The sequence below is a fragment of the Caballeronia sp. INDeC2 genome (assembly GCF_023631325.1).
Taxonomy (GTDB): Bacteria; Pseudomonadota; Gammaproteobacteria; order Burkholderiales; family Burkholderiaceae; genus Caballeronia.
The window spans coordinates 19,162-43,699 of the sequence record NZ_JALQDG010000013.1; the positions used below are offsets into that span (position 1 = coordinate 19,162).

Sequence of the window (24,538 nt, forward strand, 5' to 3'; positions counted from 1 at the left end):
GATGAATCAGCGCAGGCCGAGAACGTCTTGCATGTCGAAGAAGCCCTTTTCGTGCACTTGCAGGAAGCGCGCGGCGCGCAGCGCGCCTTGCGCATAGGACAAACGGCTCGCCGACTTGTGCGTGATCTCGACGCGCTCGCCGATGCCTGCGAAGAGCACCGTATGATCGCCGACGATATCGCCGCCGCGAATCGCCGAGAAGCCGATGGTCGACGGATCGCGCTCGCCCGTCACGCCTTCGCGCGCATACACGGCGCAGTCCTTCAGATCGCGGCCGAGCGCGTGGGCGATCACCTCGCCCATCGCGAGCGCGGTGCCCGACGGCGCGTCGACCTTGTGCCGGTGATGCGCCTCGATGACTTCGATGTCGTAACCCTGCGCGAAATGCTTCGCGGCGAATTCGAGCAGCTTCAACGTGACGTTCACGCCGACGCTCATGTTCGGCGCGAACACGACACCGATCTTCTCGCCCGCCTGCTTCAGCCGCGCCTTCTGCTCGTCCGAGAAACCCGTCGTGCCGACGATCATCTTCACGTCGTGGCGCAACGCGGCTTCGAGATGCGCCATCGTGCCTTCGGGGCGCGTGAAGTCGACCAGATAGTCGGCGTCGGCGAACACGCGCTCGATGTCGTCGGTCAGCAGAACGCCCGTGGTCTTGCCGAGAAATGCGCCCGCGTCCTGCCCCAGTTGCGGCACGCCGGGCCGGTCGAGCGCGCCGGCGAGTTGCGTGTCGGGATCGTTGAGAACGGTTTCGATCAGCATCCGGCCCATGCGGCCCGATGCGCCGGCGATGGCGATCTTCATGGCAGTCTCGTATTGAACCGCGCGCAAGACGCGCGCTGGATGATGCGGATTGACGATGCGGCCGAAGCGGCGCCGTGCAAACGCGTGGCGCGGCTTCGGCTTCGAACGGCTGAACTGCTTACTGGCTTTGCTGCGGCAGATAGAACTGCGCCTGGCCGCCCGCGTTGGCCGGTGCCGGCGAGGTGCCCGCCGGGCCTACCGCGCTGCTGTCCGGAATGTTGATCGTCTGCGGACGGCGCTGCAATTGAATCTGCGAATTGCTGCCGCTTTGACCGCTCGAACCGGGCGCGCCGCCTGCTGTCTGCGGCACGTTCACGCGCACCGACGACTGCGTGCGGCCCGTTGGCGTATCGACCTGCGCCGTGGCGCGATTGGCGGCCTGCGCGGCTTGCTGATTGGCGTCGCCTGCGAATGCGGCCGCGGTATTCGGCTCCGTGGACGGCTCGCCGGACGGCGCGGTCACCGCAGCCGTCGATGCAACCGGCGCCGATGCCGCCGCGGTCGCGACCGGCTTCGCCACCTTCACGCCCTTGTCGCCGTCGATTTCGGCGAGCAGTTCGAGGTTGGACGGCAGGTTCTCGCCGCCAGACCAGCTCACGACCCGATCGCTCGCGAAGTTCACGACGAAGTCACGCTGCTGCACGACGGACGTGGACCCGCGCTTGAAATAGAACACATAGTCCCAGCGATCCGCGTGGAACATGTCGGTCAAAAGCGGCGTGCCCAGGAGCTGCTTCACCTGATCGCGCGACATGCCGACCTGCATCTGATTCGCCGCTTCCTGCGAAACGAAATTGCCTTGCACGACCGTGATCCGATACGGTGTGATGCTCTGCGCGATCTTCTGCGTGACGCTGTCGTACGCCGAGCAGCCGGCGAGCAATGCGGCCAAGGTTGCTGCGATCACGGTTCCCCGCATGCGACGGCTCTCCCTGCAATTCGATAAAGATTTGGAAAACATTTCACCTTTCACGCGAGGCGCTCCGAGGTCGCGCTCTTTTCGTCCAATTCGCCTTGCGTCCGCACGGGATGTCGGGAATTGGAAAAACGCATTACTATGAGAACCTTGAATTGTACTCTAGGGATGCCTAGCCATGACCAATCCCGCCGATCTCAAAAATATCGGGCTCAAGGCGACCCTGCCCCGCCTCAAGATTCTCGAAATTTTCCAGCATAGTCCGGTGCGCCATCTGACCGCCGAAGACGTGTATCGAAGCCTGCTCAACGAAGAGCTCGATATCGGCCTCGCGACGGTTTATCGCGTGCTCACGCAGTTCGAGCAAGCCGGCCTGTTGTCGCGAAGCAATTTCGAATCGGGCAAGGCCGTCTTCGAGCTCAACGAGGGATCGCACCACGATCACCTCGTGTGCATCGACTGCGGTCGCGTGGAAGAGTTCTTCGATGCGGAGATCGAACGCCGTCAGCAATCGATCGCGAAGGATCGCGGCTTCAAGCTCCACGAGCACGCGCTCGCGCTGTACGGCGCATGCACGAAGGAAAATTGCCCGCATCGCAAGCATTGAGATTCGCGCGCCGCTCTTCGGCGCGTGGATGAAAAAACCGCCGTCCATCGGCTCGATGGACGGCGGTTTCGTTTCGCCCCGACGTTTCGTGATATGCGTCTGCGATCGATTCGCAGTTGCATTACGATTCGCTCCAATTGCCCTATGCGGCGCGCACTTCGTGTTCGATCAGCGTGTATCGCTCGGGCAGTTCGATCTCGTCGCAATTCGGAAGATCGCCGCCACGATCCACGACGATAAAATCCGCCACCTTGTCGAGCACGATCAGCGGGTGATGCCACACGCCGCGCGCGTAGTTCACGCCTTGCCAGCCGCGCACATGGAACGCGCGCATTGCGGCCGGATCGAACTCACCCGCGGGCGCGACGACCACGAGATAGCGCACGTCCGCGAGCGGCACGAACGCCTGGCTGCCGAGCGGATGCCGCTCCATCATCGAGATCACGACCGGCTGTGTGCGCGGCTGGCCGCGAAACACGTTGATGAGCGGCCGTCCGCCGCTCTCGAAGCCGACCTCCACGTTCGCGAGATCGTGAAAGCGCTCGGTCGTGCCCGCGTTGATCGGAAAATGGCGCGCGCCTTCGAGTTCGATCACGTCGCCGAACGGGGCGAAGGCTTCGCGCGTCAACGGTTCGAGCGTCAGCGTCTTCATTCGATTTCACCGAAGATGCGCAGACGCGACACGCCGCCGTCCGGATAGATGTTGAAGCGCACGTGCGTCACCGGTCCGAGCGCGGCGATCTCTTTCTCGAAGCGATGCACGCTGTCCATCGAAAGTTTCTGCTCGCCGAGCAGCACGGGCCAGAACATCGCCTGAGTGACGAGCGATTCGTCCGTGCCGCCTTCCACGCGCGCCGCCTGCAGCGAGCAGCGATCCGGATAGTTGCCCTTGAAGTGCGCGGTATCGACTTCGATCGCGCGGATCACGCCGGGATTCGCCAATGCGACGATCGCCCAGTCATTGCCCGGCTCGCGACGCCGGCGCGTTTCCCAGCCGTCGCCCATGTTCACGCCGCGTCCCGGCATCAGCATCTGCGACGCCGGACCGAAGTGCTGATTATTCGCCGCGACAAGATACGCGCCGTTTTCGATCGCCGCGAGATCGAGCAGCGTGCCGCGTTCCACGCGTGAGAAATCCGTCTTCGGCTGCCCGTAGACGCGCAAGCGCGCGATGCCGCCATCGGGATAGATGTTCACGCGCAGATGCGTGTAGGCGCGCGTGTCGGCGATCTCGAGATAGTGATGACGATTGCCCTGCAGCGTCGTCGACGGCACGATCTCGCGCCAGTCGCCGTCTTCCCGAGGATTGCCGCTCTCGCTGTAGCACGCTTCGATCGACGCCGCCGGCGGAAAATTGCCGGTGAAGTGGCTCGTGTCGATATCGATGCCGTGAATCACGCCCGCTCGCGCGAGCTTGACGATGCAGTAGTCGTAGCCCGTCGTGCGCTTGCGGCGCGTCTCCCAGCCGTCCATCCACTTGCCGTGCTCGTCGTACTTGCCGGGGATGAACACCGCGGGCTGCGGCTCCAGCATGCGCTCCTTGGGCGCGAAGAATTCGTCGGTGGCGAAGAGCGCCTGCGCGCCGAGCCGCGGGTCCGCGAGATTCATGTAGCGGCGGGCGAAAGCGGGAGCGTCTGCGTCGAGAATCGGGTTGGCCATTTCAGTTCCTTTTGCGGTGAATCACATTGCGTGTGCGTTTTCATGACCGTGACCGTGCCCGGATTCCGGCGCGGCGGGCACGAAGCGATATTCGGCGTCCTGGTCGAGCACGCGCTTGGCGCGCGCCCGGTCGATGTCGTTCTCCCACACGGCGACGACCACCGTCGCCACGCAGTTGCCGATGAGATTCGTCACCGCCCGCGCGATGCCCACGAACCAGTCGACCGGCAAAATCAGCACGAGGCCGAGCACGGGAATCGCGGGAATGGCGGACAGCGTCGCGGCGAGAATCACGATGGCCGAGCCGGGAATGCCGTGCGCGCCCTTCGACGTCACCAGCGACACGAGCACCACGACGATCAGGTCATGCAGCGACAGCGGCGTGTTGGTCGCCTGCGCGATGAAGATCACCGCGAGCGTGAGATAGATCGAGAAGCCGTCGAGGTTGAACGAGTAGCCGGTCGGAATCACGAGACCGACGGTCGAATCCTTCACGCCCATCCATTCGAGCTTGCGCATGACCTGGGGCAGCACGGCATCGGACGAAGCAGTGCCGAGCACGATCGACAGTTCTTCACGCAGATAGCGCACGAGCTTGAAGATCGAGAAGCCCGCGAGGCGCATCACCACGGCCAGCACGACGAACACGAACAGGAAGCAGCTCGCGTAGAACACGATCACGAGCAAGCCCAACTGCTTGAGCGACGCGACGCCGTATTGACCGGTCGTGAACGCGATCGCGCCAAGCACGCCGAGCGGCGCGAGCTTGATGATGAACGCCATGATGCGGAAGAACACGTTCGACAGCTCGTCGATGAACACCGTCACGCGCTGCGCCTTGTCGCCGAGCATCGAGAGCGCCGCGCCGAACAGAATCGCGAACACGAGCACTTGCAGAATGTCGCCTTTGGCGAAGGCATCGACCGCGGTATCGGGAATGATCTTGAGCAGAAAACCCGCGGTGTCCTTCAGGCTCTTTGCGTGCTCCGTGTACGTCGAGAGCGATGCGGCGTTGAGCGTATGCAGATCGATGTTCATGCCGACGCCCGGGCGCGTTACCCACGCGAGAATCGCGCCGATCACGAGCGCGAGCGTCGTCATGATTTCGAAGTAGATGACCGCCTTCAGTCCGACGCGCCCGACCTTCTTCAGATCGCCCGCACTCGCCATGCCGCTCACGACGACGCAGAACACGATCGGTCCGATCACCATTTTGATGAGCTTCAGAAAGCCGTCGCCGAGTGGCCGCAGCGACTGACCGAATTGCGGAAACAGCGCGCCCACCACGATGCCGATGACCAGCGCGATCATCACCCTGCCGAACAGCGAATTCAAAAATCTCGACACGACCGTCTCCTCGTCTAATGTCTCAGGACCCGAGCAACTGTTCCGACTGGTCGGACCAGTGCTGTGATGAGGAATATTAGAAAGCCGATATAACGCCGTCAAGAACGCATTGGTAGCGGTTTACCCTGTTCAGACCGGGCATGGAAATACGCGTGGAACGACCGTTCACACGCGCGCGCGGCACACGCATACAATGGCGGTCAGACCGGCCAATACTGTTTTCTTCCTATGAAAAACGTTCCGCATACCGTGACCGACGCCGCTATCGCGACCATCCGCGAGCGCATCGAATCGAGCATGTACCCGGTCGGAAGCCTGTTGCCGGCGCAACGTCAACTGTCGGAGGAACTGTCGATCAGCCGGGCGTCGCTGCGCGAGGCGCTCTCGACGCTCGAAGCGCTCGGCATGTTGCATATCCGGCCGGGCAAGGGTGTGTACGTCAGCAGCGCGCAGGCGAGCACCGCGCATCCGTGGCGTTTCGCGGATCAGGCGTCGCTGCCGGATACGTATCAGATGCGCTTCGCGCTGGAGGGATTCGTCGCGCGGCTCGCGGCGCATTCGATCGGCGATGCCGACATCGACTGGCTCGACGACAATCTCGATTCGCTGCACGCCGCGTTGACGGAATCGGCGCTCGAGGAAGCCGCGCAACTGGATTTCGCATTCCATATGCGCATCGTGAGTCTCGCGGGGAACGCGGCAATCGAATCCATCCTGCGCGGCAGCGCCGACATCATGAAGGAAAGCCAGCGCTTGCCTTTCTACCGGCGCGAGCTGGTGTTGTCGACGTATCACGAGCACGCCGTGATCATCGAAGCGTTGAAGGCGCGCGACGGAGAGAAGGCCGGCCGCGCGATCGAAGGGCACATCGTCAATGCGGCGCAGCGCGCGGGCGTGCATTTTCCGGTACCGAACAGATAAAGCACGGCACTTCTCGACGTGTTCGCAGTCTCAGCAAGGGCCGTGCGTGATGGAGGTTTCTATCCGCTTGCGCTGCCCTGCAATTAGCGAACATCAAGAGGAGCAGCATCGATGGACATGCAACAACTCGTTTCAGAATTTCTATCTTCGGAGCACGGCGCGCAAGCCACGCAAGCGCTGACCGATCAAGGCTTCAGTCCCGAAGATAGCCAGCAAATGCTCAGCACCGCTGCGGAAACCGCGCACGCACACGCCGAAGAACAGAATCAGGGCTTGCTGGGTGATCATCCTGGCAAGAGCTTTTTCGCCGCGTTCGCGGCAGGGCTCGTGCGGGGCGACGGCTTTCTGAAATCGATGGAAGAAGGTGGCGAAGGCATCCTGACGGGGCGCGTCGCCGAATCGATCGCGGCACGCATGGGAATCGATCCCGCCACGGCATCGACAGTTGCCGCTGCGGCGACGCCTTACGTCGTCTCGTTCCTGCGAGAAAAGCTCGCGTAACCGAGATAGGCTGAAGCACCAAAAAACAAAGCCGCTCCGAAGAGCGGCTTTGTCGTTTCAGCAAGCCGAAACTTACTTGGCGTTCGCGAGCGCCACAGCCGTATCCAGCATGCGGTTCGAGAAGCCCCACTCGTTGTCGTACCAGCTCGACACCTTCACGAGACGGCCAGAGACCTTCGTGAGCGTGGCGTCGAACGTCGACGAAGCCGGGTTGTGGTTGAAGTCGATCGACACGAGCGGCGCGTCGTTGTAGCCGAGGATGCCCTTCAGCTCGCCTTGCGACGCTTCCTTCATGATCTTGTTGACTTCCTCGACCGTCGTGTCGCGCGCGGCGATGAACGACAGATCGACCACCGACACGTTGATCGTCGGGACGCGGATCGCGTAGCCATCCAGCTTGCCGTTCAGTTCCGGCAGCACGAGGCCGACCGCGGAAGCCGCGCCCGTCTTCGTCGGGATCTGGCTGTGCGTCGCCGAGCGCGCGCGGCGCAGGTCTTCGTGATACACGTCCGTCAGAACCTGATCGTTCGTGTAGGCGTGGATTGTAGTCATCAGACCGTTCACGAGACCGATCTTGTCGTTCAGCGGCTTGACGAGCGGCGCGAGGCAGTTCGTCGTGCACGAAGCGTTCGAAATGACTGTGTCGGAAGCCTTCAGCACGTTGTGATTCACGCCGTACACGATGGTCGCGTCCACATCCTTGCCGCCCGGCGCCGAGATGATGACCTTCTTCGCGCCGCCCTTGATGTGCGCGCTCGCCTTTTCCTTCGTCGTGAAGAAGCCCGTGCACTCCATCACGACGTCGACTTTCAGCTCGCCCCACGGCAGTTCGGCCGGGTTGCGGTTCGCCAGCACGCGGATCTTGTCGCCGTTGACGACGAGGTAATCGCCGTCCACCGACACTTCGCCCGGGAACTTGCCGTGCGCCGTGTCGTATTGCGTCAGGTGCGCGTTGGTCTTGGCATCGCCCAAGTCGTTGATGGCGACGATCTCGATGTCATGCTTCTTGCCGTTCTCGTAGAGGGCGCGCAGCGTGTTGCGGCCGATCCGGCCGTAGCCGTTGATTGCAACGCGAATCGTCATGGTCTATCTCCTTGGCTTAAAAAAACCTTGCTTCGCTGACGTCAGTGCTTACGCGGCGAGAACGGCCTTCGCCGTCTTGACCACGTTCTCCACCGTGAAGCCGAAATGCTTGAACAGCGCGCCCGCCGGGGCCGACTCGCCGAACGTGTCGATGCCGACCACGCCGCCTTCGAGGCCCACGTACTTGCGCCAGAAATCCGTCACGCCCGCCTCGATCGCCACACGCGCCACGCCCTTCGGGAGCACGCGCTCGCGGTATTCGGCGTCCTGCCTGTCGAAGACGTTCGTGCAGGGCATCGACACGACACGTGCGCCGATGCCTTCCTTCGCCAGCGCCTCGACCGCTTCCATCGCGAGCTGCACTTCCGAGCCAGTCGCGAGGAGGATGATCTTGCGCGCGGGGATATCGTCGTTCCAGTCGCGCAGCACATAGCCGCCCTTCGCGATGTTGGCGATCTGAATGTCGTTGCGCGTCGAGAATTGCAGGTTCTGGCGGCTGAAAATCAGCGTCGACGGACCGTGATGCGCGATGGCGTGCGTCCACGCGACGGCCGTCTCGACCGTATCGGCCGGGCGCCACGTCTGCAGATTCGGGATCAGGCGCAGGCTCGACACGTGCTCGATCGACTGGTGCGTCGGGCCGTCTTCACCGAGTCCGATGGAATCGTGCGTGAACACGAAGATCGAGCGCGACTTCATCAGCGCAGCGACGCGTAGCGCGTTGCGGCTGTAGTCCGAGAACGTCAGGAACGTGCCGCCGAACGGACGATAGCCGCCATGCAGCGCAATGCCGTTGATGGCCGCGCTCATGCCGAATTCGCGCACGCCGTAATTGATGTGGTTGCCCCACTGGATGCCCGCGTGCTCCGGATTCGCGTTTTCCGCGTCGCCCGCGGCACGGACCGCTTTGGAAGCCTTCCAGTTGGTGAGGTTCGAGCCGGTCAGGTCGGCCGAACCGCCGAGCAGTTCCGGCAGCGCCGCGGCCAGCCCTTCGATCGTGTTCTGCGATGCCTTGCGCGTCGCGATCGTTTCGGCCTTCTGATTCGCGTCCTCGATGATCTTCGCGGCCGCTTCCGCCCAGTTCGCCGGCAGCTCGCCGCTCATGCGGCGCGAGAATTCGGCGGCCTCGCTGGCGTACTTCGCCTTGTACGCGTCGAACGCCTTGTTCCATTCGGTTTCGACATGCGCGCCTTGTTCCTTCGCGTCCCACGCTGCGTACACTTCCTGCGGAATCTCGAACGGACCATAGTTCCAGCCGATGGCCGCGCGCGTCGCCGCGATTTCCTTGTCGCCGAGCGGCGCGCCGTGCGCATCGTGGCCGCCCGCCTTCGTCGGCGCGCCCTTCCCGATGACCGTGCGGCAGCAGATCAGAGTCGGCTTGTCCGACTTCTTAGCGGCGGCGATGGCGGCGTCGACCGCATCGACGTTATGGCCATCCACGGCGCGGATCACGTTCCAGCCGTACGCTTCGAAGCGCTTAGGCGTGTCGTCGTGGAACCAGTGTTCGACGTGGCCGTCGATCGAAATGCCGTTGTCGTCGTACAGCGCGATCAGCTTGTTCAGCTTAAGCGTGCCCGCGAGCGAGCAGGCTTCGTGCGAGATGCCTTCCATCAGGCAGCCGTCGCCGAGGAACACGTACGTGTAGTGATCGACGATCTTCGCGTCCGCCTTGTTGAATTCGGCGGCGAGCAGCGCTTCGGCGAGCGCCATGCCGACCGCATTGCCGACGCCCTGGCCGAGCGGACCCGTGGTCGTCTCGACGCCCGGCGTCATGCCGACTTCCGGGTGGCCCGGGGTCTTCGAATGCAGTTGGCGGAAATTCTTCAGTTCGGCGAGCGGCAGGTCGTAGCCGGTGAGGTGCAGGAGCGAATACAGCAACATCGAACCATGACCGTTCGACAGAACGAAACGGTCGCGATCGAACCAGTGCGGGTTCGTCGGGTTGTGCTTCAAATGGCGCGACCACAGCGCGACGCCAATTTCGGCCATGCCCATCGGCATGCCGGGGTGACCGGAATTGGCTTGTTGAACGGCGTCCATGGCAAGCGCGCGGATCGCGTTGGCCATGAGGGCGGACTGGCTGGAGGTCGGGATCGTCATGTCGAGTCTGGGGCAGGTCCTGAAATGATCCGCGGTGCTTCTCTGGCGTACTTCTCACTTGAGCCGGACCCGCGGGACACAACGTTTTCAGGACCGGGACGACGAGAAACGACGAGGATCGGGAGGCCGTCATTCTAACAGACCGGTCCGATTGACACGCGCCTGTAAGGAGCGAATCCGGTGCGGCCGGGCGTCCCGGCGCGCGGGCATGTTCCGTGCAAAACACGGTCGGCGAGTCGCGCTGCAACAGTAGCGCGACCTTGTGACAACGCGTGACATTACACGGTAACGCGCGCCGCCAACGGACGTTCTTCCGTCGAAATCCGTCCGGCGCGACCCGTTTTGCAAGTTCTTGCCGGTCCGTCGTTAGTACGGCTTCATGGCAAAATGTTTCCCAATGTTCAGCAAGGCTTCAAGGAGTGCTTTCGATGACCGACCCACGCCCCGCCGACGTGCCCTGGCTGATCCCGTATCTCACCGTGCGCGACTCGCGCGTAAGCATCGCGTTCTATGAGAAGGCGCTCGGCTTCACGGTGCGCGACAGCGTGAACGACGACGGCACGATCATCCATGTCGAGATGACGTATCGCGGACAGTTGATCGTGATGTTCGCGCCCGAAGGCGCATACGGTTCGCAGGCGCGCACGCCGAAGAGCGCGGGGCTGATGGCGCCGCAGTCGTTCTATCTGTATGTCGATGACGTCGATGCGACGTTTCAGCACGCGCTCGCCGTCGGCGCGAAGCCGCTCATCGAGCCGCAAGACCAGTTCTGGGGTGACCGCTTCGCGCAGATCGAAGACCCGGACGGCTATCGCTGGGCGATCGCGCGGCATCTGAACTGAAGCGGCGCGTCGCCGGCAAGCATCACCACTATCCGCGAACAGCAACGTCCGCGATCGACCATTCATGCCACGTTTTCATGTCGAAGGTCCGCTGTTCGCGGGCCAAACCCTCCTCCTTCCCGATGACGTCGTGCGTCACGTGCACGTGCTGCGTCTGCAAACGGGCGACGCGATCACCCTCTTCGACGGCCGCGGCGGTGAATATCGCGGCGAGCTCGTCGATATCGCGAAGCGCGCGACGATGGCGCGTATCGACGAACACAGCGATCGCGAGGCCGAGCCGCCTTATCGCGTGACGCTCGCGCAGGGTGTCGCGGGCGGCGACAAGATGGACTGGCTCATCGAGAAGACGGTGGAACTGGGCGTGGCGGCCATCGCGCCGATTACCGCCGAACGCGGCGTCGTGCGCCTTACCGGCGAGCGCGCGCTCAAGCGTCAGGCGCACTGGCAGGCGCTCACGCGCGCGGCGTGCGAGCAGTGCGGACGCAACCGCGTGCCCCACGTCGCGCCGCCGCGCGATCTCCACGCCTGGCTCGCCGATCTTCCCGCCGCCGCCGATGGCGAATTGCGCCTGCTGCTCTCGCCGCGCGCCGAAGTGAGTTTCGCGGCGCTGCCGGTCGAAGCGCCGCACGAGCCCGTCACCTTGCTGATCGGACCGGAAGCGGGTTTTTCGCCCGGCGAAGAAAGCGCGATCATCGATGCGGGATTCTCCGCGCTCGGACTCGGCCCGCGCGTGCTGCGCACGGAAACGGCGGGCATCGCGGTGCTCGGGGCGCTGGCCGCGCGCTGGGGCGGCTGGTAATACGCGCGGCACGCAAATGAAAACAGCCCGATCGACGCGCGGCCGCGTCCAGCGGGCTGTTGCTTTTCTGACTGACGTATTTACGCCAGCCGTGCTGAATCAGACGAACGAATAGAACACTCGGAAAGCCACTTTCCTTTCCGCCCAGAATTCCGCAGCGTCGCGAAACACGTCGAGCAGCACTTCGCGGCCTTCCTTGTCGAACTTCTGCGCGATCGGCAGTTGTTCGAGCACGATCACGAAGCCCGGTTGAGAGCCCGCCTTGTGGACGAGATCGGTGAGCGAATCGTAGAGCGCGTCGTAGTTCTTGCCAAAGTGCTTCGGAAACAGAAACGACGTGGCGATGGTTTCGAGCACTTCCTGCTTGCTCTGGGCCTGGCCCAGATAGGCGTAGAGAAAATGCTGGCCGAGGCGGTTCGCCTCGTCCGCGAGATCCTGCACGCGGAAAGCGCGGATCGACTGCACGATATTCGGCCGCACCGTGGCGAACAGCGCTTCCGGATCCTCGTGCGGATGGCCCTCCTCAGGCCTCGTCTCGTCGTCGGGTCTGTTGTCGTGTTCTGTCATGCGTAGCCGCAATACTCGCTGGAACAGGTTGCCGTCGCCGGTGGCGAAAAGATCACTCGCGACGCTGTGGTCGTGCGCGTAGATGTTGTCGCTCATGCCGTAAATCCCGTAGTTAATCCGCAATCCGTTTGAAAGTAGCGTAGTGGTCGTCCGTGTAGTAGCAGTCGCCGACCTGCTTCTTCGGACCACCGCATACGATCCGGCGCGCGCCGCGATCCCTCGCGCGAGGCGTGGGAACGGTGTATTCGTGGTAGTAGCCGCGTGGATGCCGCGGAAGCAAACGCTCGCGATTGCCGAACACGACGCCGTCCTTCTCGTAAGGGAATGGGCCGCCCGTTTCGATCAGCCGCAAGGTCGCGACCGCCTGCCTGGGCAACTGCGCAATGTGGACGGTGGCCAGTCCGTCACGCTCCCGCCCGCGGGTCGAGTCCGGTTGCCGTGCCTGCGGCTCCCGGACCGGCTCTGTCTGCGGGACCGGCGCCGGACTCACGGAAGCAACCGGTTCCTGACCGCCGCTGCGAGGTTCCTCCTTGCCGCACGCGCCCAACAGGACGCTCAAAGCGACGAAAAAGGAAATGCCTCGCGCGCGTGTCACCAAACGGCTGTCCTCGCGTTACACCAAAAACCGGCGACCATGAAAGATGTAAGGGTATCGCTAATGACAGAGCGAAGCAACGTTGCGCGGAAAATCGGAATTTTTTTCGCGGTTCGGTGGAATGCGGCCATTTCTGATCGATCGCCGTTCAAGGAATTAGCCCAAATCTGAGAGATTTTTATCGCGAACGCGATAATAATTTCGTTCGTGGGATCTTGAAGCCCCTGGATGAGCCGCCTCACTCATCGCCAGCTTCACGGCATCGCGCTCCGCCGACGATCCTGCTTTTTTTGCGGGTTAAAGCAGATACCCCTCTTGCTTTCTCTCGAGCGTGCCGTGGACCCACGGCACGCTTTTTTTTCGCCCGGACAAAAAAAACGCGGCGGGCAAGCCCGCCGCGTTTCATCCCCCACAGCCGCGATCAGCGCGCCGCCGACGCATCCGCCACCAGCAACGCCGTCATGTTGACAATACGACGCACCGTCGCCGACGAAGTCAACACGTGCACCGGCTTCGCCGCGCCGAGCAGAATCGGCCCGATCGCGATGCCGCCTCCCGCCGCCGTCTTCAGCAGGTTGTACGAGATGTTCGCCGCGTCGATGTTCGGCAGGATCAGCAGATTCGCGTCGCCTTCGAGCGTCGATTCCGGCAGCACTTCGCGGCGCAGACGCGCATCGAGCGCGACGTCGCCATGCATTTCGCCATCCACGTCGAGATCGGGCGCGCGCTCCTTCAGGATTGCGAGCACCTCGCGCATCTTCTGCGCGCTAGGCGCGTTGCTCGTGCCGAAGTTCGAATGCGACACCAGCGCAATCTTCGGCACGATGCCGAAGCGCTTCACTTCTTCCGCCGCCAGAATCGTGATCTCGGCGAGCTGCTCGGGCGTCGGGTCGACGTTCACGTGCGTATCGACGATGAAAATCTGCCGGCCCGGCAACACCAGCGCGTTCATCGCCGCGTAGACCTTCGCGCCTTCCTTCTTGCCGATCACCTGATCGATGAAGTGCAGATGCCGATGCGTCGTGCTCACCGTGCCGCAGATCATGCCGTCGGCTTCGCCCTTTTGCACCAGCATCGCGCCGATGAGCGTCGTGCGGCGGCGCATTTCGAGCTTCGCCATCTGCTCGCTGATGCCCTTTCGCGCCATCATCTTCGCGTACGTCTGCCAGAAGTCGCGATAACGCTCGTCGTGATCAGTGTCGACGACCGTGAAATCGACGCCCGGCGCGAGACGCAGCCCGAACTTCTGGATGCGCTGCTGAATCACCGCCGGCCGGCCGATGAGAATCGGCTTGGCGATCTTTTCATCGACGGCGATCTGCACCGCGCGCAGCACGCGCTCCTCCTCGCCTTCCGCGAACACGATGCGCTTCTTCTCCGGCTCGACGCTGCGCGCGAGCTGGAACACGGGCTTCATCGTCGTGCCGCTGTGATAGACGAACTGCTGCAGATGCTGCTCGTAGGCTTCCATGTCCTCGATGGGGCGCGTCGCCACGCCGCTATCCATCGCGGCCTTCGCCACGGCCGGCGCGATCTTCACGATGAGACGCGGATCGAACGGCTTCGGAATCAGATATTCCGGGCCGAACGACAAATCCTGAATGCCATAGGCGGTCGCAACGATATCGCTCTGTTCCTGACGCGCGAGTTCTGCGATCGCGTTCACCGCGGCGATTTCCATTTCCTTCGTGATCACGGTCGCGCCGACGTCGAGCGCCCCGCGGAAGATGAACGGGAAGCACAGAACGTTGTTGACCTGGTTCGGATAATCCGTGCGGCCGGTGGCCAGCACCGCGTCCGGGCGCACTTCGAGCGCGAGCTCCGGCAGAATTTCCGGCGTCGGGTTCGCGAGCGCGAGAATCAGCGGCTTCACGGCCATCTGTTTGACCATGTCCTGCTTGAGCACGCCGCCGGCCGAGAGACCGAGGAACACGTCCGCGCCTTCCATCACTTCGGCGAGCGTGCGCGCGCTGGTTTCGCGAGCGAAGAGCTCCTTGTCCGGATCCATGAGTTCGGTGCGGCCTTTGTAGACCACGCCCGCCAGATCCGTCACGAAGATGTTCTCGCGCTTCATGCCGAGATCGACGAGCAGGTTCAGGCAGGCCAGCGCCGCCGCGCCCGCGCCCGAGGCGACGAGCTTCACTTCGCCGATGTCCTTGCCGACCACCTTCAGACCATTGGTGATCGCCGCCGCGACGACGATCGCGGTGCCGTGCTGGTCGTCGTGGAACACGGGAATCTTCATGCGCTTGCGGCATTCCCGCTCGACGATGAAGCAGTCCGGCGCCTTGATGTCTTCCAGATTGATGCCGCCGAAGGTCGGTTCGAGCGCGGCGATCACGTCGACGAGCTTGTGCGGATCGCTCTCGTTCAGCTCAATGTCGAACACGTCGATGCCGGCGAACTTTTTGAAGAGCACGGCCTTGCCTTCCATGACCGGCTTGGACGCCAGCGGCCCGATGTTGCCGAGACCGAGCACGGCCGTGCCATTCGAAACCACGCCCACGAGGTTGCTACGCGCGGTGAAACGCGCGGCGTTCAGCGGATCTTCGACGATCGCTTCACACGCGAACGCGACGCCCGGCGAATAGGCCAGCGCGAGATCGCGCTGGTTGATCATCTGCTTGGTGGGCGCGATCGCGATCTTTCCGGGAACCGGGAATTCGTGATAGTCGAGCGCAGCTTCGCGCAACTTGGTATTGGCGTCGGTCGTCATAAGGCGGGCTAGCAGTGCGGGAATTAGAATGGAAGTTCGAACGCATTGTAGCGCCATTCAGGGGCGGTTTCGGACCGCGCTCCATGCATTTCGGCTACAAGTGCCATGACCGGAAACGGTCTGATCGCCTCGCGGAGCAAGGCTCGTGGCACATCGTTCGATTTTTTCGAGATGCGGGGCGAAGGCTTTCGTGGTTCCTTGCGAGCCCCGCGCTTTCCTCTTGCAGCGCACAAAAACTTATTCATCGCCGACGATGCTCTCCGAGTTTTCACTGATCGACCGATTCTTCGCACGCCGCGCGGCGGCGCCCTCGCCACGTCATGACGACGAGGCCGCTACGCCGCTCGGCATTGGCGACGACTGCGCGCTCATCGCGCCGCCCGCCGGGCATCAGCTCGCCATTTCGACGGACATGCTGGTCGAAGGCCGCCACTTCTTCGCGGATGTCGATCCGCACGCGCTCGGCCACAAGGCGCTTGCCGTGAACCTCTCGGACCTGGCCGCGATGGGCGCGAAGCCGCACGCGTTCACGCTCGCGCTCGCGTTGCCGCGCGCCGACGAAGCATGGCTCGAAGCGTTCAGCGACGGCCTCTTCGCGCTCGCGCAACGTCACGACTGCGCGCTCATCGGCGGCGATACGACGAGCGGTCCGCTCAACCTCTGCATCACCGTGTTCGGCGACGTGCCGCACGGCGCAGCATTGCGCCGTGACGCCGCGCGCCCCGGCGACGACATCTGGGTATCGGGCACAGTGGGCGATGCGCGCGCGGAACTCGGCGCGATTCGCGGCGAATGGCGCGCACCCGACGACGCCGTCGCCGCAGACTGGAAGCGCGCGCTGGAGCGGCCCGAGCCGCGCGTCGCGCTGGGTCTCGCGTTGCGCGGCGTGGCGCACGCGGCGCTCGATATCTCCGACGGCCTCGCCGGCGATCTCATGCACATTCTGAAGCGCTCGGGCGTGCGCGCCGTCGTCGATGCCGATGCCGTGCCGTGCTCGGACGCCGTGCGCGCGCTGCCCGACGCCGCGCGCCGCGCATGCACGCTTGCGGGCGGCGACGACTACGAGCTTTGCTTCACCGCGCCTGTCGATGCGCGCGACGCGCTTGCGAATATCGCGACGCGCGTGGAAGTGCCGCTGACCCGCATCGGTACAATCGAATCATCCGGTGCGCCGCGTATCGCGGGTATCGCCTGGCGCGATGCCTCGGGCGCCCCGCTCTCCCTGACGTTGCAAGGCTTCGATCATTTTCATGCAGACTGACCCGAGACTCGCGGGCGAATCGAACGATTCGCGCAATGCGCCGCGCGCCGCGCCGCGCAAGGCGAGCGCGCGTTTCATGCTCACCCATCCGCTTCATATTCTTTCGCTCGGTTTCGGCAGCGGGTTGTCTCCCATTGCGCCGGGAACGGTCGGCACGCTGTTCGCGTGGGTATCGTTCGTCGTGTTCAATCCGCATCTGACGGTCGCGGAATGGGCCGCGCTGATCGTAGCGGGCTTCGTCGCCGGATGCTGGTTCACCGGTTTCACCGCGAAGAAGATGGGTATCGCGGATCCGTCGCCGGTCGTGTGGGATGAGATCGTCGCGTTCTGGCTCGTGCTGCTGCTCGTCACGCCCGCGACTTTTACCGGACAGTTGTGGGCGTTCATCGTGTTCCGTTTCTTCGACATGGTGAAGCCGCCGCCCATCCGCTATTTCGACCGCCATTTGAAAGGCGGTTTCGGCATCATGTTCGATGACCTGGTCGCGGCCTTTTCCACGCTGCTCGTGATCGCGCTCTGGCGCATGACCGTCTGATTTTCAATCCTTCGAGAACACCACCATGCCAACGGACACCGTCGTTCACCAACTTGCGATCCGCGTCGGCAACAAGCTGCGCGACGAACGGCTGATGCTCGCGACCGCCGAATCGTGCACGGGCGGCATGGTCGCAAGCGCCATCACCGACATTTCCGGCAGCAGCGCATGGTTCGAGCGCGGCTTCGTCACCTATTCGAATCTCGCGAAGATCGAGATGATCGGCGTGCCGGCGACATTGATCGAGCAGCACGGCGCGGTGAGCGAGCCCGTCGCGAAAGCGATGGCCGAAGGCGCACTGCGCAACAGCCGCGCGCAGGTGTCGGTCGCGATCACCGGCGTCGCGGGCCCGGCGGGAGGAAGCGAAGCGAAGCCGGTGGGCACGGTCTCGTTCGCGTGGAGCAACCGGCTTCATACCGGCGTCGAGACGCAACTCTTCAAGGGCGACCGCGAGCAGGTGCGCACGCAGGCGGCCGCGCATGCGTTGCGCAAACTGCTGGAGTTTCTGGAGCAGCGCGAACGTTGATGCGCGAGCGCTTTGCATGCGACGACAAAACGGCCAATCGGCACATCCGCCGACATATTCCGAAGAACAGGTCGCCCGCCGGTTAGGCCCGAGGACAATCGACAAGGCGCGCGGCTACGTCCGTGCCGTCAGCGATATCGGCTGGGCGGACGACATCCTGCGCGCGCATGTGCCGGGTACGCAACCGGCGCCGTACGTGGTCGAGATCTCGTTCATCAACAACCCGCCGATAGGCTATTGCTCGTGTCCGGTCGGATATGCGTGCAAGCACGTCGCCGCGACGCTGCTCGCCTATCTGGAAAGAAAAGAAAGCGCCGCCCGAGCCGGGGTAGGCATGGAAGTCGAGCAATGGCTCTCCAGCTTTCGCACAAAGGTCGAGTCGACGCAGCTCGCGCGCGCGAATGCGGCCAAGCCCGCGACGGGCGCGGTGTACCGGATCGTACACGTGCTCGCGCCGGCCCTGCTCGCCCAGTCCGCTTTCGGACTGTTGACCTTCAAGGCGCGACTCGGCGTCGATGGCGCCATCCGCTCGACCGAAAGCTGGACCCCGAACTACGCAGCCTGGAACAGTCCGCCGACATTCGTGACCTCGGAAGACGACGCCAGCATTCGCGCGCTCAGATCCGAGCGCGGCTATTCGGGCAACACCCACGCGCTGTAGGGCAAGCGGGGCGCAGCCATATCCTGATGCTCGACGCGCTCCTGAAGCTGCGGCGAGTCTGCTGCGATCCGTCGCTGGTCAAGCTGCCGGGCGCGAAGAAGCCGCCGGAATCGGCCAAGCTCGCGCTGTTGATGGAAATGCTGCCGAATCTCATCGAAGAAGGCCGGCGCGTGCTCGTGTTCTCGCAATTCACGGGCATGCTCGCGATCATTGCCGCCGCGCTCGACGAAGCCGGTCTCGCGTATGTCACGCTGACCGGCGAGACCGCGGATCGCAAGACGCCCGTGCGGCGCTTTCAGGCAGGCGAGGTTCCGGTTTTCCTGATCAGCCTGAAGGCAGGCGGCGTCGGCCTGAACCTGACCGCCGCCGATACCGTCATCCACTACGATCCGTGGTGGAATCCCGCCGCCGAGAATCAGGCGACGGATCGCGCCCATCGCATCGGGCAGGACAAGCCGGTGTTCGTGTACAAGCTCGTCGCGACGGGCAGCATCGAAGAAAAGATCGTGTCGATGCAGCAGCACAAGGCGGCGCTCGCGGCGGGCATTCTGTCCGATGACGCGCGCGCCGTGGAGAAGTTCTCCGCCGAGGATATCGACGCGCTGCTCGCGCCGATTCCTGATGCCTGACGCGCGCGCTCAGCGGTACGCGTTGATCGTATCCCGCGTCGTCTTCGCCGCTTCGGCCGCGGCTTGCGCGTAATCGTCGCCCTTGCCCGCGTAGATGATCGCGCGCGACGAGTTGATCAGCATGCCCGCGCCGTTCGCGGTGCGGCCCGCGCGCACGGTCGCTTCGACATCGCCGCCTTGCGCGCCGATGCCCGGAATCAGCAAGGGCATATCGCCGACGATCCCGCGCACCGTTTCGATTTCCTTCGGAAACGTCGCGCCGACGACCAGCCCGAGCTGGCCGCTCGCGTTCCACTTCTGCGCCGCGAGCGTCGCGACGACCTGATATAGCGGCTTACCGTCCGTCGTGAGGAATTGCAGATCCGATCCGCCCGCGTTCGACGTGCGGCACAGCACGATCACGCCGCGGCCTTCATGCGCGAGATACGGCTCGATCGAATCGAAGCCCATGTAAGGATTGACCGTCACGGCATCCGCGTCGTAGCGCTCGAATGCTTCCTTCGCATACTGCTCGGCCGTGCTGCCGATATCGCCGCGCTTCGCATCCAGAATCACCGGAATGCCGGCGTGTTGCTCGTGAATGTGCGCGATCAGCGCTTCGAGCTGATCTTCCGCGCGATGCGCCGCGAAATAGGCGATCTGCGGCTTGAACGACGACGCATACGGCGCGGTCGCATCGACGATGGTCTTGCAGAACTCGAAGATCGCATCGGCGCGGCCGTTAAGCGCGCCGGGGAATTTGGCGGGTTCCGGGTCGAGGCCGACGCACAGAAGCGATTGCGTCCGCGACCACGCGGCGTTGAGGGTCTGGATGAAGGACATGGCGGGATTTCGTTGAACGTCGATGCCACGCATTTTAACGTGCGTGGCTTCGCTTCCCTTTCCGATCAGCGCGCAACGTCCCGCGCCCGCGCCTTCGCGCCCGCCCGCGTGCGCGGCCTTGCACGCCGCGCCGCTTCACCGGTGCGCTCGACGGTAAACCGAAACTCGCGTGACAGCCGCTCGCCCGGTTCGAGCACGGTCATCCCGTGCGCTTCGCCGCCGCCGGGCAAATTCACCGCGTTGATCGGGTGATCGACGGGCTCGAAGCAGAAAAAGCTCTCGCCGGGCGGCGCGTACAACACGTAGTAATCGGTGTCGGCGGCGATCGTGAGCGACAGGCGGCGCTTCGGCCACAGCACGCTCGTGCGGCCGCTCCAGCCGGTGAACGCGTTATTGACCATCTCCGACGGCATCGGATACGCGACGCCGAATTGCCACGCGGGGGGCGCCGGCACGTGCCGCACCGGGAGCCAGTCGTCGCCGCAGAGCCACACGCCGCCCGCCGCCGCGGACAACTCCGTGTCCGCCTCGCGCATCAGAAACGGATGCAGCCCGAGGCCGAACGGCAGCGCTTCGTCGCCGGTGTTTTCGACGTCGAGCGTTACGGCGAGCGTGGCGTCGTCGAGCGTGTAGGTCTGCGTGGCGCGAAACGCATAGGGCTTGCCGTCGCTGCGATCGAGCGTCAGACGCACGCGCGTGGACGCTTCCTCCGCGACTTCCCACGCGCCGAGCCAGCCATCGCCATGTAACGGCAGCGGTTCGCCGGCGCGATTGCACGGCACGTCGATGGAGCGTCCTGAAAACTGAAAGTGCCCGTTGCCGATACGGTTCGAGTACGGCAGAAGCGGATAGCACGCGAGCTGATTCGGATCGGTGTCCGGTCCCGGATCGACGCACGGCCGGAAGATCGGCACGAGCGTGCCCTGATGCCGCCAGTCGAAGCGCGTGATCCCGCCGCCCAGCGACGGCGCGAGTTCGAGCCGCAGATGCGCGTTCGCGAGCGTGATACAGCCGTCGACATCGCGGCCGCCCATTGCGACCATCGCGGTGCCCGGGCCGGGGCGGATTGGCGGTTCGGCTGCAGCGGCGAGCCTCGAACGGCGGGCGTTCGCCTGTGCCTTGGACGTCGATGCAGGATTCGGTCTTTGCTCTGTGCGCGCAACAGCCATGACTCGTGCTCCATCGAGAGGCGAAGAACCCGGCGGCGCCGGGGTGTGCCGGGCGGCGCGTCGATCGCGCGCCGCCTCGCTATGTTCGTTACGCCTTGCCCGCGAATACCGCTTCGGCGATGCCGCGCGCACCCGGCGTCGCGACGAACACGCCGCCTGCGTGCGCATCGCTTTTCAGCGTGTCGTCGGCGAGGCCGATGCGCGCGCTCGTCACATACAGCGTGCCGAAGTCCGCGCCGCCGAACGCGACGCAGCTCGGCTGCGCGGTCGGCACGTCGATGCGCGCCGTCTCGCGGCCGTCGCGTCCGTAGCGCACGACGCGCGCGCCGCCCCACTGCGCATTCCACAAGCCGCCTTCGGCATCGAGGATAGAGCCGTCGGGCACGCCGGCCGCATCCGTCAGCTCGACGAATACGCGGTCGTTGGCGAACGTCGGATAGTCGCAGACGCGGATCTGGCGCGTCGGGGAGTCACAGTAATACATCGTCGCGCCGTCGGGGGAAAAACCGATGCTGTTCGAGATCGCGCAATCGCCGAGCGGCAGGCGCTCCAGCGACAGATCCCCGTTCAGCCGATAAAACCCGCCGATCGCCTGCGCATCTTCCACGTCGTGCTTCGTGCCGAACACGAAGCGGCCTTCGCGGTCGCAGCGGCCATCGTTGAGGCGCGTCGGCAAATCGGCTTCGACTTCCATGATGGTGTCGATGTGACCCGTCGCGATTTCATAGAACGCGAGCCGCGACGCGAGGCCGAGCAGCAGGAAACGCGCATCGGCGCACGGCGTGAAGCAGGCGAGCCGCTCGGGCATCGCGAACGATTCGCTCGCGCCGTCGCGCGGATCGTAGCGCCACAGCGCCTTGCCTTCAATATCGGTCCACCAGAAGCGGCCGCTCGCGGCGCACCACGTCGCGCCCTCGCCGAGCGAACATTGACTGTCGACCAGAAGCTGCGCGCGAGTCGAGTTCATCAGGCCCAACCTCCGTCGACGATGATGTCTTGCGCCGTAATCATGCTGCTATCGTCCGAAGCGAGAAAGAGCGCCGTGCGCGCGAGATGCGCGGGCAGCAATTCCCCGCCGATGCACTGACCTTGCTTGATCGCTTCCTTGCCGGCCTCGTCGAGCCACAGGCGCTTTTGCTTTTCGGTCATCACCCAGCCGGGCACGAGCGTATTCACACGGATGCCGAACTTGCCGAGGTCGCGCGCGAGGCCGCGCGTCATGCCCTGCACCGCTGATTTCGACGTCGTGTAGACGGGGAAGTTGCCTTGCTTGAGCATCCAGCTGATCGAGCCGAGATTGATGATCGAGCCGCCGCCCAGGCGCTTCATATCGTCGATGACGGCCTGAGCCGCGAAGAACTGATGGCGGATGTTGACCGCGATGCCTGCGTCGTAGGACTCCGGCGTGACGTCCTCGATCGCGTGGCGCTTGTCGTTGGCTGCGTTGTTGACGAGCACGCCGATCGGGCCGAGCGCGGTTCTTACATCTGCGATGCCTTTTCGCAGTGCGTCGATGTCGGTAAGGTCGACGCGCAGGAACATCGGGCGGGTCTGGTTTGCTGTCAGGGCTGCGCCGAGGCGGTCGGCGAGCGCTTCGCCGGCGTCAGTGTCTATGTCGAAGAAGGCGACCTTCGCGCCTTGATCGAAGAAGTGTTCGACGAAGCCCTCGCCGATGCCGGTTGCTCCACCGGTGATGAGGACGGTTTTGCCTTTCAGGCTGGGGTAGCTTGCTAGTGAATTGTTGGTGAGTGCCATGTTGGGTTGTCTCTTTGCTTTTGAGCTCGTGGAATCCTGTGTTCGTGTCGGTCTATCGGCTCTGCCCCTGTGCGGGGCGGCAGTCACTTTCTTTGCTGCTGCAAAGAAAGTAACCAAAGAAAGCAGCTCCACACGCCCGCGGTCACACGCAGTTTGGCCATACTTGCCAGCCGCCCGTGGCACTCGCCTAAGTGTCGCCCTCGAAGGCCTGACTGAGCTTGGCTCGCGCACGGTCTGTCACATCGCACCGCCTTACTTGCTGGTTCAGCACCAAATAGCTCCGGCCCGCTTCGCGGCCGACCGGTCAATCGGGTCCGCGCATACTTCTATGCTTCTCTACTCACACCGCCATCTCAGCTCAACGCACTGCACATATGCTCCGTCGGTTTCCCTTGCAGACCCGGCGGCAGCGCGTAGCGCTGTGCCGGAACGCTTTCGTGCGGAACCAGCGCCCTTAAACTATTAGCGCGTCAGACCGTGCGCGAGCCAAGCCCGGTTGGGCCTTTGAGGGCGACACTTAGGCGAGGGCCATCGGCGGCTGGCACGCGTGGCCAAACTGCGTGTGACCGCGGGCGGTGAGAAGCTGCTTTCTTTGGTTACTTTCTTTGCAGCAGCAAAGAAAGTGACTGCCGCCCCGCACAGGGGCAACGCTAATAAACCGACACGAAAGCAGAACTCCACGAAAGCCGAAGCACCCTCACCCTCAATCTCTGGAACCGCGATTCTTCAACTGATCGAGCAACACAGCAGCCAGCAAGATCGCCCCCCGCACGAGGTACTGATAGAACGCATCGATATTCAAAAGATTCATGACGTTCTCGACCGTGCCCATGATGAGCACCCCGATCACGACGCCAGAAATCGTAGCCCGCCCGCCGAGGAGCGAAACCCCGCCCAGCACGCAAGCCGAAATCACGTTCAGCTCGAAACCCTGAGCCGCATTCGGCTGCCCCGACGTAATCCGCGAAGCGAGAATGACGCCCGCCAGCGCGGTGACGGCGCCCTGAATCAAAAAGATCCACACGCGCGTGCGCTCGACATTGATCCCCGCGAGCCGCGAAGCCTCCGGATTGCCGCCGATCGCCAACGTATTGCGTCCATACACAGTCTGGTTGAGCAATACGCCAAAAACGATGAAACACGCAAGCGTCACCCAGATAGGCAGGGAAATCCCGAACATCGACAAACCGCCGAGCGCGATGAACGTATCCGACGACACGCCGACCGCCTGTCCGTGCGACACGATGAACCCGAGCCCGCGCACGATCTCCATCGTCGCCAGCGTGGTGATCAGCGCGTTGATGCGCAGATAGGCGATCACCGCGCCGTTCACGAAGCCGATCACCGCGCCCGCCGCCACCGCCGCGACGATCGCGATCGCGGTGTTGTCCGTCGCGTTGAGCACCATCGCGCAGAGCACGCCGGCGAACGCGATCGTCGAACCGACCGACAAGTCGAAGTCGCGCGAGGCGAGACAGAACATCATCGTGCACGCGACCATGCCGATCTGCGAAATCGACAACGCCAGGCCCAGCATGTTCTCGATCGAGAAGAAGTGATCGACGGTCAGCGACATCGTCAGGAACATGACGACGAAGATCACGATCAAGCTGTATTCCGTGATCTGCTGCCACCACTTCTGCTTGTCGTTCTTTTGCGGGATCAGCGCGTTCGCGACGGTCTCGGTCGCCTGCCCCACGATGTTTTCTCTTGCTTCCAT

At 63.7% G+C, this 24,538-nt stretch carries 24 protein-coding genes and 1 pseudogene; 10 read left to right on the top strand and 15 right to left on the bottom strand.

Going from position 1 to position 24,538, the window contains the following annotated elements; all coding sequences use genetic code 11:
• Positions 1-6: 6 nt before the first annotated feature.
• Positions 7-804 (bottom strand): 4-hydroxy-tetrahydrodipicolinate reductase, encoded by a 798-nt coding sequence (gene dapB / locus NCS28_RS11345; protein ID WP_250513925.1) that lies wholly within the window; start codon positions 802-804, stop codon positions 7-9.
• 118 nt (positions 805-922) lie between these two features.
• Positions 923-1,723 (bottom strand): outer membrane protein assembly factor BamE, encoded by an 801-nt coding sequence (locus tag NCS28_RS11350; RefSeq protein WP_250513926.1) that lies wholly within the window; start codon positions 1,721-1,723, stop codon positions 923-925.
• A 175-nt stretch (positions 1,724-1,898) separates the two neighbouring features.
• Between NCS28_RS11350 and fur the strand changes: the two genes are divergently transcribed.
• Positions 1,899-2,327, top strand: a complete 429-nt coding sequence (gene fur, locus NCS28_RS11355) for a ferric iron uptake transcriptional regulator (RefSeq protein ID WP_035507641.1) — start codon at positions 1,899-1,901, stop codon at positions 2,325-2,327.
• A gap of 142 nt (positions 2,328-2,469) precedes the next feature.
• On the opposite strand, the gene NCS28_RS11360 is transcribed toward fur, so the two are convergent.
• Genes NCS28_RS11360 through NCS28_RS11370 form a run of 3 tightly spaced genes read right to left on the bottom strand, consistent with a single transcriptional unit; the run spans position 2,470 to position 5,333 of the window.
• A complete protein-coding gene (locus tag NCS28_RS11360; RefSeq protein ID WP_250513927.1) occupies positions 2,470-2,979 on the bottom strand; it encodes an ureidoglycolate lyase in 510 nt (169 codons plus the stop codon).
• A complete protein-coding gene (alc, locus tag NCS28_RS11365) occupies positions 2,976-3,986 on the bottom strand; it encodes an allantoicase (protein WP_250513928.1) in 1,011 nt (336 codons plus the stop codon). The genes NCS28_RS11360 and alc overlap by 4 nt, the downstream gene beginning before the upstream one ends.
• Before the next feature lie 21 nt (positions 3,987-4,007).
• Complete coding sequence (locus NCS28_RS11370) at positions 4,008-5,333, bottom strand: C4-dicarboxylate transporter DctA (protein WP_250513929.1); 1,326 nt, start codon at positions 5,331-5,333, stop codon at positions 4,008-4,010.
• Positions 5,334-5,561: 228 nt separating this feature from the next.
• Between NCS28_RS11370 and NCS28_RS11375 the strand changes: the two genes are divergently transcribed.
• A complete protein-coding gene (locus NCS28_RS11375; protein ID WP_250513930.1) occupies positions 5,562-6,254 on the top strand; it encodes a FadR/GntR family transcriptional regulator in 693 nt (230 codons plus the stop codon).
• Between the two features lie 111 nt (positions 6,255-6,365).
• Positions 6,366-6,755, top strand: coding sequence for a hypothetical protein (locus NCS28_RS11380; protein WP_061121321.1), 390 nt, complete (start codon positions 6,366-6,368; stop codon positions 6,753-6,755).
• A gap of 72 nt (positions 6,756-6,827) precedes the next feature.
• Here NCS28_RS11380 and gap read toward each other — a convergent pair whose 3' ends face one another.
• On the bottom strand, positions 6,828-7,838 hold the full coding sequence (gap, locus tag NCS28_RS11385; protein ID WP_061135374.1) for a type I glyceraldehyde-3-phosphate dehydrogenase: 1,011 nt from the start codon (positions 7,836-7,838) through the stop codon (positions 6,828-6,830).
• Positions 7,839-7,886: 48 nt separating this feature from the next.
• Entirely contained in the window at positions 7,887-9,938 is a 2,052-nt protein-coding gene (tkt, locus tag NCS28_RS11390) for a transketolase (RefSeq protein WP_250513931.1), read from the bottom strand.
• A gap of 428 nt (positions 9,939-10,366) precedes the next feature.
• Between tkt and NCS28_RS11395 the strand changes: the two genes are divergently transcribed.
• Complete coding sequence (locus tag NCS28_RS11395; protein WP_250513932.1) at positions 10,367-10,780, top strand: VOC family protein; 414 nt, start codon at positions 10,367-10,369, stop codon at positions 10,778-10,780.
• Between the two features lie 64 nt (positions 10,781-10,844).
• A complete protein-coding gene (locus NCS28_RS11400) occupies positions 10,845-11,582 on the top strand; it encodes a 16S rRNA (uracil(1498)-N(3))-methyltransferase (protein WP_250513933.1) in 738 nt (245 codons plus the stop codon).
• Positions 11,583-11,681: 99 nt separating this feature from the next.
• On the opposite strand, the gene NCS28_RS11405 is transcribed toward NCS28_RS11400, so the two are convergent.
• From NCS28_RS11405 to NCS28_RS11415, 3 genes are all read right to left on the bottom strand, one after another.
• Entirely contained in the window at positions 11,682-12,245 is a 564-nt protein-coding gene (locus NCS28_RS11405) for a barstar family protein (RefSeq protein ID WP_250513934.1), read from the bottom strand.
• A gap of 16 nt (positions 12,246-12,261) precedes the next feature.
• On the bottom strand, positions 12,262-12,744 hold the full coding sequence (locus tag NCS28_RS11410; RefSeq protein WP_250514004.1) for a ribonuclease: 483 nt from the start codon (positions 12,742-12,744) through the stop codon (positions 12,262-12,264).
• Between the two features lie 421 nt (positions 12,745-13,165).
• Entirely contained in the window at positions 13,166-15,460 is a 2,295-nt protein-coding gene (locus NCS28_RS11415) for an NADP-dependent malic enzyme (RefSeq protein ID WP_250513935.1), read from the bottom strand.
• A 253-nt stretch (positions 15,461-15,713) separates the two neighbouring features.
• Between NCS28_RS11415 and thiL the strand changes: the two genes are divergently transcribed.
• The 5 genes and pseudogenes from thiL to NCS28_RS11440 all read left to right on the top strand — a co-directional run.
• Positions 15,714-16,721 (top strand): thiamine-phosphate kinase, encoded by a 1,008-nt coding sequence (gene thiL / locus NCS28_RS11420; RefSeq protein ID WP_250514005.1) that lies wholly within the window; start codon positions 15,714-15,716, stop codon positions 16,719-16,721.
• Complete coding sequence (locus NCS28_RS11425) at positions 16,711-17,256, top strand: phosphatidylglycerophosphatase A family protein (protein WP_250513936.1); 546 nt, start codon at positions 16,711-16,713, stop codon at positions 17,254-17,256. The genes thiL and NCS28_RS11425 overlap by 11 nt, the downstream gene beginning before the upstream one ends.
• A 25-nt stretch (positions 17,257-17,281) precedes the next feature.
• Positions 17,282-17,782, top strand: coding sequence for a CinA family protein (locus NCS28_RS11430; RefSeq protein ID WP_250513937.1), 501 nt, complete (start codon positions 17,282-17,284; stop codon positions 17,780-17,782).
• Positions 17,783-17,798: 16 nt separating this feature from the next.
• A complete protein-coding gene (locus NCS28_RS11435; RefSeq protein WP_250513938.1) occupies positions 17,799-18,443 on the top strand; it encodes an SWIM zinc finger family protein in 645 nt (214 codons plus the stop codon).
• Positions 18,444-18,451: 8 nt separating this feature from the next.
• Positions 18,452-19,072 (top strand): annotated as a pseudogene (locus tag NCS28_RS11440) (DEAD/DEAH box helicase); the annotation flags it as partial.
• Between the two features lie 9 nt (positions 19,073-19,081).
• Here NCS28_RS11440 and pyrF read toward each other — a convergent pair.
• The 5 genes from pyrF to araH all read right to left on the bottom strand — a co-directional run bounded on the left by pyrF (position 19,082) and on the right by araH (position 24,538).
• Positions 19,082-19,894 carry an orotidine-5'-phosphate decarboxylase gene (gene pyrF, locus NCS28_RS11445; RefSeq protein ID WP_250513939.1) on the bottom strand — a complete coding sequence of 271 codons (813 nt, stop codon included), beginning with the start codon at positions 19,892-19,894 and terminating at the stop codon, positions 19,082-19,084.
• A 65-nt stretch (positions 19,895-19,959) separates the two neighbouring features.
• The gene (locus tag NCS28_RS11450; RefSeq protein WP_250513940.1) at positions 19,960-21,063 is read right to left on the bottom strand and encodes an aldose 1-epimerase; all 1,104 of its coding nucleotides are present in this window, start codon (positions 21,061-21,063) and stop codon (positions 19,960-19,962) included.
• 88 nt (positions 21,064-21,151) lie between these two features.
• Entirely contained in the window at positions 21,152-22,039 is an 888-nt protein-coding gene (locus tag NCS28_RS11455) for an SMP-30/gluconolactonase/LRE family protein (RefSeq protein WP_502801178.1), read from the bottom strand.
• Complete coding sequence (locus tag NCS28_RS11460; protein ID WP_250514006.1) at positions 22,030-22,818, bottom strand: SDR family NAD(P)-dependent oxidoreductase; 789 nt, start codon at positions 22,816-22,818, stop codon at positions 22,030-22,032. The genes NCS28_RS11455 and NCS28_RS11460 overlap by 10 nt, the downstream gene beginning before the upstream one ends.
• Before the next feature lie 703 nt (positions 22,819-23,521).
• A complete protein-coding gene (gene araH / locus NCS28_RS11465) occupies positions 23,522-24,538 on the bottom strand; it encodes an L-arabinose ABC transporter permease AraH (RefSeq protein ID WP_250513942.1) in 1,017 nt (338 codons plus the stop codon).